Source organism: Agromyces arachidis, assembly GCF_052805135.1.
Map to the genome: position 1 here is coordinate 398,234 of NZ_JBRBDK010000001.1, position 14,165 is coordinate 412,398.

12 protein-coding genes are annotated in these 14,165 nt (G+C 70.8%); 9 read left to right on the top strand and 3 right to left on the bottom strand.

Annotation, left to right across the window (positions count from 1 at the left end):
* Positions 1–38: 38 nt before the first annotated feature.
* The 4 genes from yajC to ACUY4T_RS01960 all read left to right on the top strand — a co-directional run bounded on the left by yajC (position 39) and on the right by ACUY4T_RS01960 (position 5,572).
* Positions 39–419, top strand: coding sequence for a preprotein translocase subunit YajC (gene yajC, locus ACUY4T_RS01945; RefSeq protein WP_446017202.1), 381 nt, complete (start codon positions 39–41; stop codon positions 417–419).
* Positions 420–485: 66 nt separating this feature from the next.
* Positions 486–2,228, top strand: a complete 1,743-nt coding sequence (gene secD, locus ACUY4T_RS01950) for a protein translocase subunit SecD (protein ID WP_446017203.1) — start codon at positions 486–488, stop codon at positions 2,226–2,228.
* The gene (secF, locus tag ACUY4T_RS01955; protein ID WP_446017204.1) at positions 2,228–3,244 is read left to right on the top strand and encodes a protein translocase subunit SecF; all 1,017 of its coding nucleotides are present in this window, start codon (positions 2,228–2,230) and stop codon (positions 3,242–3,244) included. Before secD ends, secF begins: the two co-directional genes overlap by 1 nt.
* Positions 3,245–3,319: 75 nt before the next feature.
* Positions 3,320–5,572, top strand: coding sequence for a RelA/SpoT family protein (locus ACUY4T_RS01960; protein WP_446017205.1), 2,253 nt, complete (start codon positions 3,320–3,322; stop codon positions 5,570–5,572).
* Here ACUY4T_RS01960 and ACUY4T_RS01965 read toward each other — a convergent pair.
* From ACUY4T_RS01965 to ACUY4T_RS01975, 3 genes are all read right to left on the bottom strand, one after another.
* Positions 5,542–6,114 (bottom strand): type IV toxin-antitoxin system AbiEi family antitoxin, encoded by a 573-nt coding sequence (locus ACUY4T_RS01965; RefSeq protein ID WP_446017206.1) that lies wholly within the window; start codon positions 6,112–6,114, stop codon positions 5,542–5,544. The genes ACUY4T_RS01960 and ACUY4T_RS01965 overlap by 31 nt on opposite strands.
* Before the next feature lie 95 nt (positions 6,115–6,209).
* Complete coding sequence (locus tag ACUY4T_RS01970) at positions 6,210–7,442, bottom strand: DUF349 domain-containing protein (protein ID WP_446017207.1); 1,233 nt, start codon at positions 7,440–7,442, stop codon at positions 6,210–6,212.
* A 107-nt stretch (positions 7,443–7,549) separates the two neighbouring features.
* The gene (locus tag ACUY4T_RS01975) at positions 7,550–8,311 is read right to left on the bottom strand and encodes a peptidylprolyl isomerase (protein WP_446017208.1); all 762 of its coding nucleotides are present in this window, start codon (positions 8,309–8,311) and stop codon (positions 7,550–7,552) included.
* Between the two features lie 118 nt (positions 8,312–8,429).
* Between ACUY4T_RS01975 and ACUY4T_RS01980 the strand changes: the two genes are divergently transcribed.
* The 5 genes from ACUY4T_RS01980 (at position 8,430) to ruvX (ending at position 14,164) form a co-directional block, all read left to right on the top strand.
* On the top strand, positions 8,430–9,833 hold the full coding sequence (locus ACUY4T_RS01980) for a replication-associated recombination protein A (protein WP_446017209.1): 1,404 nt from the start codon (positions 8,430–8,432) through the stop codon (positions 9,831–9,833).
* Positions 9,834–10,015: 182 nt separating this feature from the next.
* Positions 10,016–10,639, top strand: coding sequence for a 30S ribosomal protein S4 (rpsD, locus tag ACUY4T_RS01985; protein WP_446017210.1), 624 nt, complete (start codon positions 10,016–10,018; stop codon positions 10,637–10,639).
* 138 nt (positions 10,640–10,777) lie between these two features.
* The gene (locus ACUY4T_RS01990; protein ID WP_446017211.1) at positions 10,778–10,966 is read left to right on the top strand and encodes a hypothetical protein; all 189 of its coding nucleotides are present in this window, start codon (positions 10,778–10,780) and stop codon (positions 10,964–10,966) included.
* A 70-nt stretch (positions 10,967–11,036) separates the two neighbouring features.
* Positions 11,037–13,694: an alanine--tRNA ligase gene (gene alaS / locus ACUY4T_RS01995; RefSeq protein ID WP_446017212.1), complete on the top strand. Its 2,658-nt coding sequence runs from the start codon at positions 11,037–11,039 to the stop codon at positions 13,692–13,694.
* Positions 13,691–14,164, top strand: a complete 474-nt coding sequence (gene ruvX, locus ACUY4T_RS02000; RefSeq protein ID WP_446017213.1) for a Holliday junction resolvase RuvX — start codon at positions 13,691–13,693, stop codon at positions 14,162–14,164. Before alaS ends, ruvX begins: the two co-directional genes overlap by 4 nt.
* Position 14,165: the final 1 nt, after the last annotated feature.

Below are 14,165 nucleotides of genomic sequence, written 5' to 3' on the forward strand. Positions count from 1 at the left end.
GACTGTGCGCTCGGCGCACTCCGGAAGGTTCCCACCCCATGGTCTTCGATCCGTTCACCATCATCATGCTCGCCGTCCTGGCGGTCCTGATCTTCTTCATGTTCCGCAACTCGCGCAAGCGGCAGCAGGACATGCGCGACCTCCAGGCCAAGGTCGTGCCCGGGGCGAACGTGATGACGAACTTCGGGGTGTTCGGCACGATCCTCTCGATCGACGACGAGGAGAACCGCGTGGAGCTCGAGTCGGGTCCCGGCACCGTGCTCACCGTGCACCGTCAGACCATCGCCCGCGTGATCGACCCGGTCGAGGCGCCGGTCGCCGACTCGATCCCGGTCGTCGAGGGCGAGCCCGAGTTCGGTGAGCGCACCGACGACACTTCCCTGGACGAGGCTCCCGACACCCGCAAGTCGGACGACTAAGCGTCTCAGAACCCTACGCTCGGCCCGCGCGATGCTGCGCGGGCTCCTGCACAGAAAGCAGAACACGTGGCTGCACCATCGAAGCGGTCCTCGCGACCCACGCCCGTCCGCAAGGCCTGGCGCTCCCTCACCTGGCTCGGCGTCCTCATCGTCGCGCTCTTCGGCATCAACGCCGCGGGCGTGATCTGGGGCGGAGGGTCGTGGACCCCGAAGCTCGCGCTCGACCTCGAGGGCGGCACCCAGATCATCCTCGAGCCGTCGGTGGCCGACGGCGAGTCCGTCTCCCAGGAGCAGCTCGACCAGGCGGTGGCGATCATCCGCCAGCGCGTCGACGCGTCGGGCGTCTCCGAGGCGGAGATCAACACCCAGGGCGGCCAGAACGTGGTCGTCGCGATCCCGGGCGAGCTCGACGAGCAGACGAGGGCCCGCATCGAGTCCTCGGCCAAGCTCGAGCTCCGGCCGGTGCTGCTCGCCGACGCCGCGACGAACCAGTCGATCGACCCGACCGAGTCGCCGGAGCCGACGGAGGACGCCGCAGAGGAGCCCGAGGCGACCCCGACCGCGGAGCCGACCGACGCGAGCGACCCGGCCTGGATCACGCCCGCGCTGCAGGACGAGTTCGACACCTTCGACTGCGCCACGATCGACGAGAGCGGCGCCAACGTCGCCCCGGCCGACGAGCCGCTCGTCACCTGCGACGCGAGTCGGACCGTGAAGTACATCCTCGGGCCCGTCGAGGTCAGCGGCGAGGACATCGTCGACGCGACCAACGGCACCGTGCAGACCCAGACCGGCGCGACGACCGGCCAGTGGGCCGTGAACATCGTCTTCAACGAGCGCGGTGCGGAGCAGTTCGCCGACGTCAGCCAGCGCCTCTTCGCCCTGAACGGCCAGACTCCGCGCGACCAGTTCGCGTTCGTGCTCGACGGCGCCGTGCTCTCTGCGCCGCAGATGAACGGCGTGATCACCGACGGTCGCCCGCAGGTGACCGGCAGCTTCACGCAGGAGTCCTCGAAGGCGCTGGCCGACCAGCTGAAGTTCGGCGCGTTGCCGATCAGCTTCGAGGTCCAGTCCTCCGACACGATCTCGGCCACCCTCGGAACGGCCCAGCTGCAGGCCGGCCTGGTCGCGGGCCTCATCGGCCTCGTACTGGTCGTGATCTACACCCTGTTCCAGTACCGACTGCTCGGATCGGTCACGATCGCGTCGCTCATCATCGCGGGCATCGTCACCTACCTCACGATCACGATCCTGTCCTGGCGGGAGGGGTACCGACTGTCGCTCGCCGGCATCGCCGGCCTCATCGTGGCGATCGGCTTCACGGCCGACTCCTTCATCGTGTACTTCGAGCGAGTCCGCGACGAGCTCCGCGACGGCCGTCCGCTCGTCGGCGCCGTCGAGGCGGGCTGGAAGCGCGCGCTGCGCACCGTGCTGTCCTCGAAGGGCATGAACCTGCTCGCGGCGATCGTGCTGTTCATCCTCGCGGTCGGCAGCGTCCGCGGCTTCGCCTTCACGCTCGGTCTGACCACCGTGATCGACGTCATCGTCGTGATCCTGTTCACCCACCCGATGCTGCAACTGCTCGCGCAGACCCGGTTCTTCTCGAGCGGTCACCCGTGGTCGGGTCTCGACCCGAAGGCGCTCGGCGCCGTGTACCGCGGTCGCGCGCAGTTCCGCAAGCCCGTCGCCGTCCCGGCGAGCAAGGTCGCGTCCAGCTCGCGCGAGGCGCAGCGGCGCCAGACCATCGCCGAGCGCAAGGCGGCCCAGGTCGACGCCACCGTGGGCGCCGGCGAGAGCAAGGAGTCCTGATGGCCAACCGCCTGACCACGTTCGGCAACGACCTCTACACGGGCAAGCGCTCGTTCAACTTCGTCGGCGGCCGGCGCAAGTGGTACACCATCGCGGCCGTGCTGCTCATCCTCTCCGTCTTGGTGATGGTGTTCCGCGGCTTCAACTTCGGCATCGAGTTCCGTGGCGGGTCGCAGTTCCAGATCGCGGGCGTCGCCGAGGCGACCCAGGATCCGGCGATCGCCGCCGTCGAGGAGATCGCGCCGGGAACCGTCGCGCGCGTCACCATCGTGGGCGACGAGGGCGTTCGCGTGCAGACCGAGCAGCTCGAGAAGGCCGAGTCCGAGCAGCTCGTCGTGGCGCTGGCCGACGCCTACTCCGTCGATCGCGCCGAGGTGACCTCGTCGTTCATCGGCGCGAGCTGGGGCGCCGACGTCACACGCCAGGCCATCCTCGGCCTGCTCGCGTTCCTCCTCCTCGCGGGGATCGTCATGGCGCTGTACTTCAGGACCTGGAAGATGTCCGTCGCGGCGATCCTCTCGCTGCTCGGCGACCTCCTGCTCACCGCCGGCGTGTACGCGGCGGTCGGATTCGAGGTCACGCCTGCGGCCATGATCGGCATCCTGACCATCCTCAGCTACTCGCTCTACGACACCGTCGTGGTCTTCGACAAGATCCGCGAGAACACGGCGGAGGACGGCGAGGAGTCCCGTCGGACCTTCGCGGAGTCGGTCAACCTCGCGGTGAACCAGACGCTCGTCCGTTCCATCAACACCAGCGTCGTGGCGGCGCTGCCGGTCGCGGCGATCCTCTTCATCGGCGCCGGTGCGCTCGGAGCCGACACGCTGCGGGACATCTCGCTCGCACTGCTGATCGGCATCATCGTCGGCACCTGGTCGACGGTCTTCATCGCCGCACCGCTCTACTCGCAGCTGCGCGAGGGCGAGCCGGCGATCAAGCGGCACGAGCAGCGCGTCCTGAAGGAGCGCGAGCGCGCCGGTCTCACGGGCTCGACGGAGGTCGTCGCCGCCACCTAGACCGGGTCGAAGCGCACCGAGTGCGCAAGTACCCCGCTGGAGCGGTGATAATTGCAGTCTGGAGGTGGGGGCGGCATGACTGAGGCGGGGACCAACTCGACGGCGTCGCTGCGCCGTCTCGTGCCTCGGATCTTCTCCAAGGCCGTCCCGTCCGGCGCGATCGATTCGGTCCTCCGGACGGTGCGGATGCACCATCCGAAGGCCGACGTCGCCCTCATCGAGCGTGCGTACACCGTCGCCGAACGGGCCCACGAAGGGCAGAAGCGCCGCAGCGGCGAGCCGTACATCACGCATCCCATCGCGGTCGCGCAGATCCTGGCGGATCTCGGCATCGGGTCGAAGGCGGTCGCGGCGGCCCTGCTGCACGACACCGTCGAGGACACCTCGTACACGCTCGACCAGCTGCGCGCCGACTTCGGCGACGAGATCGCGATGCTCGTCGACGGGGTCACCAAGCTCGACAAGGTCAAGTACGGCGATTCGACGCAGGCGGAGACGGTCCGCAAGATGATCGTCGCGATGTCCAAGGACATCCGCGTGCTCATCATCAAGCTCGCCGACCGGCTGCACAACGCACGGACGTGGGGCTTCGTCCCTGCGGCCTCGGCGTCGCGCAAGGCCACCGAGACGCTGGAGATCTACGCGCCCCTCGCGCACCGCCTGGGCATCCAGACGATCAAGTGGGAGCTCGAGGACCTGTCGTTCGCCGTGCTCTACCCGAAGCTCTACGCCGAGATCGAGAGCCTCGTGAAGCAGCGGACGCCGCAGCGCGAGGAGTACGTGCAGTCGGTCATCGACCTCGTCTCGGACGACCTCAAGTCCGCCCGGATCCGCGGCAAGGTCGTCGGCCGCCCGAAGCAGTACTACTCGATCTACCAGAAGATGATCGTGCGGGGCCGCGACTTCGACGACATCCACGACCTCGTCGGGATCAGGGTGCTGGTCAACTCGGTGCGCGACTGCTACGCGATCCTGGGTTCCATCCACGCGCGCTGGACTCCGGTTCCCGGACGGTTCAAGGACTACATCGCCACGCCGAAGTTCAACCTCTACCAGTCGCTGCACACGACCGTGATCGGGCCGAAGGGCCGGCCGGTCGAGATCCAGATCCGTACGCACGACATGCACCAGCGGGCCGAGTACGGCGTGGCGGCCCACTGGAAGTACAAGGAACGGATGGCCGCGGGCGGCGCCGGGGCCGCTTCCGGGCGCGACGACGCCGACATGGCGTGGCTCGCCCACATCTCCGACTGGCAGGCCGACACGGCCGACCCCGGCGAGTTCCTCGACTCCCTGCGTTTCGAGATCGGCGCCAAGGAGGTCTACGTCTTCACCCCGAAGGGACGGGTGATCGGCCTGCCGGCCGGCGCGACCCCGGTCGACTTCGCGTACGCCGTCCACACCGAGGTCGGGCACCGGACCATGGGCGCCAAGGTGAACGGGCGACTCGTGCCGCTCGAGAGCGAGCTCTCCAGCGGCGACGTGGTCGAGGTCTTCACGTCCAAGAACCCCGACTCCGGCCCGAGCAAGGACTGGCTCAACTTCGTCAAGAGCCCCCGTGCACGCAGCAAGATCCGCCAGTGGTTCACGAAGGAGCGTCGCGACGAGGCGATCGAGCAGGGCCGCGATGCGATCGCGCGAGCGATGCGGAAGCAGAACCTCCCGCTGCAGAAGCTGATGAGCCAGGACTCCTTCGCCGAGGTCGCCGCGCAGCTCCGCTACGAGGACGTCTCGGCGCTGTACGCGGCCGTGGGCGAGGGCCACGTCTCGACGCAGTCGGTGATCGAGAAGGTCCTGGCCCTCGTCCAGGACGAGGACGACGTCGAGGAGCCCGCCCTCCCGCTTCCGACGCGGTCGCGCACGCTCCCGCGCAACAGCGACTCCGGCGTGCTGGTGCGCGGCGCGCCCGACATCCTCGTCAAGCTCGCACGCTGCTGCACGCCGGTCCCGGGCGACCAGATCGTCGGGTTCATCACGCGCGGAGCGGGGGTGTCCGTGCACCAGGCCGCGTGCCACAACGTGCAGTCGCTCCTGCGCGAGCCCGAGCGCATGATCGACGTCGAGTGGGCGCCCAGCTCGAAGAGCGTGTTCCTCGTGCAGATCCAGATCGAGGCGCTCGATCGGGCCGGTCTCCTCTCCGACGTGACCCGCGTGCTCTCTGAGCACCACGTCAACATCCTCTCGGCGAACGTCTCGACCTCCACCGATCGCCTCGCGATCAGCCGGTTCGTGTTCGAGATGGGGGACACCACGCACCTCGACCGCGTGCTCAATGCGGTCCGCCGTATCGACGCGGTCTACGACGTGTACCGCGTCAACGACGGCTGACGCGACGCCGCCTCGAGCCGGTCGAGAGCACGCGCCTTGTGCGGGAGCCGGTGGGCGTCGTGGATGCGCTGACGCAGGCGGGGCTCGAGCGCGACCTCCGCCTCGAGCAGGGCGTGCACGATCGCGACCACCGCGTCGTCGTCGATCATCGCGTCGCGGAGCAGGTCGTAGGCCGTCCGCAGCCGGGTCGTGCACCGGACCCCGCCGATGAGCGTCACGTCGTCGTCGTCGATCGCGACCTCGCGGACCCGTGACGCGGGGTCGAGCCGTGTCGTGCTCCGTGCGGCGTACGGCACGCAGTACTCCGAGACGAGCGGCGGCGCGGGCAGCACCCCGTGCACCCATGCTGCGGAGCGGCGCTCCACGATGAGCAGCGGCGACGACCGCGGAGCGATCGCGGCCGCGCGGAGCTCGGGAAGGTCCGGCTCGTCGACCGGGCACCAGCCCCGGCCGACGGCCACGACCTCGCCGTCGAGGCGGGCGGCGCACAGTTCGGCGAGTGGGAGGTCGCGGACGCCGAGGACCGCGGGCAGTCGAGCCATGTCGCCCATGCTGCCGGGTCCGCGGTCGACGCGCCGGCGCCCGGCCTCCGCTGTGGAGAACCGGGCGTCGTTCGCGCGGAGCGTGGACCGGTCGGTCAGCCCCCGACGGCCTTGAGCCAGGCGCGGCGGGCGTCGAGCGCCTCGCGGGCGGCCGCAGCGGCTTTCCGGTCGCCGGAGGCCTCGGCGTCGGCGAGCTCCGACTCGAGCTTCGCGATCGCGTCGTTGAGCTGGCCGAGCATCCCCTCGGACCGCGCCTTTTTCTCCGGGTCCTCGCGCTCCCAGCGCTCGTCCTCCAGGGCGCGCACGTGGTTCTCGACCTTGCGCAGGCGGTCCTCGACGGTCCGCACCTGGTCGCGGGGCACGCGACCGATCTCGTCCCAGCGGCGCTGGATGCCGTTCAGGGTGGTCCGTGCCGCCCTCGGGTCCTTGGATGAGAGCAGCGCGTCGGCCTCGTCGAGCAGCGCCAGCTTCTGCTCCAGGTTCGCGCGGTACTCCTCGTCGTCCTTCGCGTCCACCTCGGCCTTGGCCTGGAAGAGCACGTCGCCAGCGGCCTTGAACTTCGCCCAGAGCGCGTCGTCGACCTTCTTGCCAGCGCGGCCGGCCTGCTTCCACTCGTCGAGCAGCGCACGGTAGTCGCCGACGGCGTCGGCCCCGCGCGGGGCCAGCGCCTCGGCGCGCTCGATGAGACGCTGCTTGCGCTGCCGCACGTCGCGGTGCGCGGCGTCGAGCTCGGCGAAGAACGCCTTGCGGTGCTGCTCGATGGTCGAGCGGGCCGCGCGGAATCGCTTCCACAGCTCGTTGGCCTCGCCCTTCGGGAGCCGCGGACCCTCATGCTGGTGCTTCTGCCATGCCGCGAACAGCGAGTCGAGCTCGGCGCTCGTCTGCTTCCACTGCGTCTTGGCGGGGTCCTGCGCGGCCAGGGCCTCGGCCTGCTCCACGATCCGGGTGCGCTCGGCGATGGCCGACTCGACCGCCGCCTTCGCCTCGGCCTGCTGCTGAGCGGTCAGCTCCTGCGTCGTGCCGGAGAGCGCCTCGAGCCGACGCTGCAACGACTCGAGGTCGCCGACCGCGTGGGCGTCGGCGACGTTCGACTGCAGGGTCGCGACGGCCTTGGCCACGTCGGCGGCCGGGGCGCCGCGGCGCACGCGCTGTTCGAGCAGCGTCACCGCGCCCGCGAGGTCGGCGTACTTGCGCTCGAAGTACGCCAGCGCCTCCTCGGGCGTCGCGTCGGGGTACTGCCCGACCTCGCGCTCGCCCTCGCTGGTCCGCACGAAGACGGTGCCCGTCTCGTCGACGCGGCCCCACGGTTGCTGTGCTGAATCGGTCACGGACTCACCCTGTCGTCGGTCGGATGCCGCGTGCGCGGCGGATGACGGCATCAAGCCTATTGCACCGTCGGAATCGTGGTCGGTCGCCGTCGGCCCGATGGCGCCGGTCACTCCACGTCGAACGACGTGATGCTCACGGGCCGGACGGGTGCCCCGTCGGGCGCCTCGTCCACCGCGCCGAAGTCGGTGATGCCGGCGCGCAGCGCATCGAGCCCGGCGGTCACCTCGCCGATCACGGTGTAGCCGCCCGCGGCATCCGCCGGAAGCGTCGTGTCCTCGTAGACGATGAAGAACTGGCTGCCCTGGCTCTCGGCGTCGCCCGACTGACGCGCCATCGCGATGGTGCCCGCCGGGTACACGCCGTCCTCCGGGGCGTTCTCGATGGGACCGTAGCTGTACCCGGGGCCGCCGGTGCCATCGCCGTTCGGGTCGCCGCACTGCAGGACGAAGATGCCCTCGGTCGTGAGGCGATGACAGGTGAGGCCGTCGTAGAAGCCGGACTCGACGAGGCTGACCGTGCTCGAGACCGCCTGCGGTGCGGCGGCCCCATCGAGCTCGATCGAGAGCTCCACGTCGTTCAGGGTCAGTGCGCCGACCCAGGTGCGGTCGCCGGCGAGGTCGGCCGACGGCACGGGGGCCGATGACGGCGTCGGCGTCGGCTCGGCGTCCGCCGCCGGGGCCCCGGGACCGCCGCTGAAGTAGAGCAGCTGGGCGGTGACGGCCAGGGCGAGCACGACCACGAGGGCGACGACCGCGATCACGTTGTCGCGCCGGCGACGGCGGACGGAACGCGCGTGCACCTCCTGCCGGGCCTGGTAGGTGCGCAGTCGAGAGCGCGCCTCGCGCGCCTGACGGTCGTTCGTTGCCACGCTGCTCCTTCGGGGGATCCTGCGACGGAACTCTACGCAACGCCGGCGCGGCGGTGCGAATCCGCGCCTGGCGACGGTGCCGGAGGGGCTGTCGGATGCCGCGGCTACGCTGGAGGTCATGGTGGAGACGGCCACGGGCCTGCGATCGGGCGCGACGCCGCTCGCGGTGCGCATGCGCCCCCGGAGCCTCGACGAAGTCGCGGGGCAGCGGCACCTCCTGACGCCCGGATCGCCCCTGGTCGCCCTCGCCGCCGATCGCACGGGCGAGTCGGGCGCCGTGTCGGTGATCCTCTGGGGGCCGCCCGGAACGGGGAAGACCACCCTCGCCCAGGCGATCGCGCGTTCGTCCGGGCGCAAGTTCGTCGAGCTGTCCGCGGTCACCGCGGGTGTGCGCGACGTCCGGCAGGTGATGGAGGAGGCGCGGGCGAACCGCGATCTCTACGGGGTCTCGACGGTCCTGTTCCTCGACGAGATCCATCGGTTCACCAAGGCGCAGCAGGACGCGCTGCTGCCCGGGGTCGAGAACGGGTGGGTCATCCTGGTGGCCGCGACGACCGAGAACCCCTCGTTCTCGGTGATCTCGCCGCTGCTGTCCCGATCGCTCCTGCTCACGCTCGAGACGCTGGCAGACGACGACCTCGCAATGCTCGTCGACCGCGCCGTCGAGGACCCGCGCGGGCTCGGCGGGCGGGTCGTGCTCGAACCCGAGGCCCGGGCCGCGATCGTCCGGCTCGCCTCGGGTGACGCCCGGCGCGCGCTCACCGCGCTGGAGGCCGCGTCGCTGTCCGCCGCCGCCGAGACCGGGTCGACGAGCGACCCGGCCGAGGCCGAGGACGGCCCGGCCCGCGACGACGCGGCGGAGCGGCCGGAGGGCGCGTCCCGCGCCGTGATCACGGCCGAGACCGTGGCGCGCGCCGTCGACCGGGCGCTGCTGCGCTACGACCGCGACGGCGACGAGCACTACGACGTCATCAGCGCCTTCATCAAGTCGGTGCGGGGCAGCGACGTGGACGCCGCCCTCCACTACCTCGCTCGGATGATCGAGGCGGGGGAGGACCCCCGGTTCATCGCCCGGCGCATCATCGTGCTGGCGTCGGAGGACATCGGCATGGCCGATCCGACGGCCCTCGGGGTCGCCGTCGCCGCCGCCGACGCGGTGCAGTACATCGGCATGCCCGAGGGTCGCATCCCGCTCGCGCAGGCCGTGGTGCACCTGGCGACGGCGCCGAAGTCGAACGCGGCGTACGTCGGCATCGACCGGGCGATCGCCGACGTCCGCTCCGGCAAGGCCGGCCGCGTGCCCAAGCACCTTCGAGACGCCCACTACCCGGGGGCGAAGCGACTCGGCCACGGCAAGGGGTACGCCTACCCGCACGACGACCCGATCGGCGTGGTCCCGCAGCAGTACCTGCCCGACCCGCTCCGCGGTGCCACCTACTACACGCCGACCGAGCACGGCAACGAGCGCGACGTCTCGGCGCGCCTGGCGAAGCTCCGGCGCATCGTGCGCGGCGAGCGCTGATGCGCCGGGCGTGGTAGCATTTCCGTTGGCCTGAAGCCAGATTCTCGCGTGCGGCTGCGCGGTTTCCACGGCGAAGGGCGCGACCTGTAGCCGGTCCGCCCGTGGCGAACCCCTCTGACAAGTCTTTCCGGCGCTCCGCGCGCCCGGAACCACACCGTTCGAGAATCCTCCGAAAGGACATCGTGACCAGCCAGTCCCGAAGCAAGACCCGCCTCTCCCGCGCGCTCGGCGTCGCCCTCACCCCGAAGGCCGCCAAGTACATGGAGAAGCGCCCGTACGCCCCCGGCGAGCACGGCCGCACCAAGCGCAAGCAGGACTCCGACTACGCGGTCCGCCTCCGCGAGAAGCAGCGCCTCCGCGCCCAGTACGGCATCCGCGAGAAGCAGCTCCGCATCGCCTTCAACGAGGCCCGCCGCACCGACGGCCTGACCGGTGAGAACCTGGTCGAGCTCCTCGAGATGCGCCTCGACGCGCTCGTGCTCCGCGCCGGCTTCGCCCGCACCATCTCGCAGGCCCGCCAGTTCGTCGTGCACCGTCACATCACCGTCGACGGCAAGATCGTCGACCGCCCGTCGTTCCGCGTGAAGCCCGGCCAGGTCATCGGCGTCAAGCAGCGCTCCGAGGGCACCGAGCCCTTCCAGGTCGCGGCCGCCGGCGGTCACGTCGACGTGCTCCCGAAGGTCCCGGGCTACCTCGAGGTCGAGCTCGACAAGCTCCAGGCGAAGCTCGTGCGTCGCCCGAAGCGCGTCGAGGTCCCCGTTACCTGTGACGTCCAGCTCGTCGTCGAGTACTACGCCGCCCGCTAGTCGGCAGTGCATCGAACGGGGTCGCGGTTCGCCGCGGCCCCGTTCGTCGTACCCGGCGGGACCGCCGTCGCACGCCCTAGACTGGGGTGATGCGTGCAGACCGCACGGCAAGGGCCCGACCCGATCGAGGAGTGAGACGTGAAGAGCATCCTGTGGTTCGCCGTCGGCGTCGTGACGGGCTTCGCCGTCGCGCACCAGGTCAACCGCACCGCGCAGGGTCGCGAGTTCTTCGCCGGCCTCGACGCCAAGGCGCGCGCCTTCGGTCGCGCGGTCGCCGAGGGGTACCACGCCCGCGAAGCCGAGCTTCGCGCCGCCGAGCAGGCCTGACCGGCCCGCGTCGCTCCTCGCCCGCCGGACGGCGGGCCGCTCCACCATCCCCCTGAACCAGAACGGAACCATGCAGACTGCCGAGATCCGCCAGCGCTGGCTGGACTTCTTCGCCGCGCGAGGCCACACGGTCGTGCCGTCGGCTTCGCTCGTCTCCGACGATCCCTCGCTGCTGTTCACGGTGGCGGGCATGGTGCCGTTCGTGCCGTACCTCACGGGCGTCGTCCCCGCTCCGTACGACCGGGCTACGAGCGTGCAGAAGTGCATCCGCACGAACGACATCGAAGAGGTCGGGAAGACGCCGCGTCACGGCACGTTCTTCCAGATGAACGGGAACTTCTCGTTCGGCGACTACTTCAAGGAGGGGGCGATCGCGTTCGCGTGGGAGCTCCTGACCGGCGCCGAGGCGGACGGCGGGTACGGATTCGACCCGGCCGACCTCTGGGTGACCGTCTACGAGGACGACGACGAGGCACGTGAGATCTGGCGCCGGGTCGCGGGTCTCCCGGACGACCGGATCCAGGGACTCGGCAAGGACACGAACTACTGGCACACCGGCCAGCCCGGGCCCGCCGGACCGTGCTCCGAGATCTTCTTCGACCGCGGCCCCGCCTACGGCATCGACGGCGGTCCGGCCACCGACGACGACCGGTACGTCGAGATCTGGAACCTCGTCTTCATGCAGTACCTGATCGACGACGTGAAGTCGAAGACGGACTTCCGCATCGTCCGCGAGCTGCCGAAGAAGAACATCGACACCGGCATGGGGCTCGAGCGCGTCGCCTTCATCAAGCAGGGCGTCGACAACATGTACGAGATCGACCAGGTCCGTCCGGTCCTCGACGCGGCATCCGAGCTCTCGGGTCGTCGGTACGGCGCCGACCACGAGGACGACGTGCGCATGCGCGTCATCGCTGACCACGTCCGCTCCGCGCTCATGCTCATGAGCGACGGCGTGACGCCCTCGAACGAGGGCCGGGGGTACATCCTGCGCCGCCTCCTGCGACGCAGCATCCGCGCCATGCGGCTGCTCGGCGTGGAGGGCCCGACCTTCCGGCAGCTGTTCGCGGCGTCCCGCGACGCGATGAAGGCCGCCTACCCCGAGGTCGAGTCGAACTACCGCCAGATCGAGCAGCTCGCGCTCGGCGAGGAGGAGACCTTCCTGCGCACCCTGAGCGCGGGAACCGCCATCCTCGACCAGGCGGTGACGAGCACCAAGGGCTCCGGGTCCGACCGGCTGGCCGGCGACACCGCGTTCCTGCTCCACGACACCTACGGCTTCCCGATCGAGCTCACCCTCGAGATGGCCGAGGAGGCCGGGCTCTCGGTCGATCGCCATGCGTTCGACACGCTCATGGCCGACCAGCGCTCGCGCGCGAAGGCCGATGCGAAGTCGAAGAAGAAGGTCCTCGCCGACCTCTCGGTGTACGCCGACCTGCGAGCCAGGGGCGAGACCGTGTTCACGGGCTACACCGACCTGACGACCGACTCGACGGTGCTCGGCATCCTCGTCGACGGCCGGCCCGCGACCCGAGCGGGCCAGGGGCAGACCGCCGAGGTCGTGCTGGCCGAGACGTCGCTGTACGCGGAGTCCGGCGGACAGGCCCCCGACCAGGGCCGGATCGTCGGCGACGGCTTCGAGCTCGAGGTGCTCGACGTGCAGAAGCCCGTCAAGGGCCTCATCAGCCACACGGTGAAGGTGACCTCGGGCGAGGTCGGCGTCGGCGTGCCGGCGACCACGGTCGTCGACGAGGCGTACCGCCGCGGCGCGACGCAGGCCCACTCGGGCACCCACCTCGTGCACGCCGCGCTGCGTGAGGTCCTCGGCCCCCACGCGCACCAGTCCGGCTCGTTCAACAAGGCCGGGTACCTCCGGCTCGACTACGGCTGGAACCAGGCGCTGTCCGCGTCGACGCGGAGCGAGATCGAGGAGGTCGCGAACAACGCAGTGCGCGAGAACCTCGAGGTCGTCACCCGGGAGATGCCGATCGACGAGGCGAAGGCGATCGGCGCCATGGCGCTGTTCGGCGAGAAGTACGGCGACGTCGTGCGCGTGGTCGACATCGGCGGTCCCTGGTCGCGCGAGCTCTGCGCCGGAACCCACGTGGCCACGAGCGCCGAGATCGGCATGATCAACATCGTCGGCGAGTCGTCCGTCGGCGCGTCGAACCGCCGCGTCGAGTCACTCGTCGGCCAGGACGCGTTCCGCCGGTTCGCCGCCGAGCGTGCGCTCGTGAACGAGCTCACCTCGACGCTGAAGACGCGTCCCGAGCTGCTCGTGGACCGCGTCGGCGAGCTCGTCTCGAGCCTCAAGGCCGCGGAGAAGCGCATCCAGCAGTTCGAGGCAAAGGCCCTGAACGACCGCGTGCCCGAACTCGCCGCGAAGGCGGAGCGGCGGGGCGACCTGCTCGTCGTGATCCAGGCGGTCGGCCGGCTCGGCTCGGGCGACGAACTCCGCTCGCTCGCGACCTCCGTCCGCGCCCGCCTCGGCGACGCCGCGGCCGTGGTGGCCCTCGCGGCCGAGGTCGGCGGCAAGCCGCTCGCCATCGCCGCGACGACCGAGGCGGCCCGCGATGCCGGCGCCAACGCCGGTGCGATCGCCAAGGCCATGGCGTCGGCGCTCGGCGGCGGAGGCGGCGGCAAGCCCGACCTCGCGCAGGGAGGCGGAACCGACCTCGCGGCCATCCCGTCGGCGCTCGAGGCGGCCGGGTCGGCGATCGCGCGATGACGCTGCGGCCCGGCGCACGACTCGGCATCGACGTGGGCCGGGCCCGCATCGGCGTCGCCCGGTGCGATCCCTCGGGCATCCTCGCCGTGCCGGTCGAGACCGTCGCCCGCAGCACGGACGGCGACGCCGACGTGCGCCGCGTGCTCGAGCTCGCGGCCGAGTACGAGGCGATCGAGCTCGTGGTCGGCAATCCGCTCTCGCTGTCGGGCGCCGCCACGGCGTCGACCGACGACGCGGTCGGCTTCGCCGGCCGCCTCGCGGAGGCCGGGGCGACGGTGCGGCTCGTCGACGAGCGGATGTCGACGGTCAGCGCGCAGCAGCACCTGCGATCCGCGGGCAAGTCAACCCGGAAGCAGCGTCCCATCATCGACCAAGCGGCAGCCGTTATCATTCTGCAACACGCCATCGATGCCGAGCGGGCATCCGGCACCGCTCCCGGACGAACGATCTCCGCCGACGAAGGGCTCTGAC

What these genes read in the sequence shown, in the direction of transcription:
- yajC (WP_446017202.1), top strand. Translation starts at nt 39, where the DNA reads ATGGTCTTCGATCCGTTCACCATCATCATGCTCGCCGTCCTGGCGGTC.
- secF (WP_446017204.1), top strand. Translation starts at nt 2,228, where the DNA reads ATGGCCAACCGCCTGACCACGTTCGGCAACGACCTCTACACGGGCAAG.
- ACUY4T_RS01960 (WP_446017205.1), top strand. Translation starts at nt 3,320, where the DNA reads ATGACTGAGGCGGGGACCAACTCGACGGCGTCGCTGCGCCGTCTCGTG.
- ACUY4T_RS01965 (WP_446017206.1), bottom strand. Translation starts at nt 6,114, where the DNA reads ATGGCTCGACTGCCCGCGGTCCTCGGCGTCCGCGACCTCCCACTCGCC.
- ACUY4T_RS01980 (WP_446017209.1), top strand. Translation starts at nt 8,430, where the DNA reads ATGGTGGAGACGGCCACGGGCCTGCGATCGGGCGCGACGCCGCTCGCG.
- alaS (WP_446017212.1), top strand. Translation starts at nt 11,037, where the DNA reads ATGCAGACTGCCGAGATCCGCCAGCGCTGGCTGGACTTCTTCGCCGCG.
- ruvX (WP_446017213.1), top strand. Translation starts at nt 13,691, where the DNA reads ATGACGCTGCGGCCCGGCGCACGACTCGGCATCGACGTGGGCCGGGCC.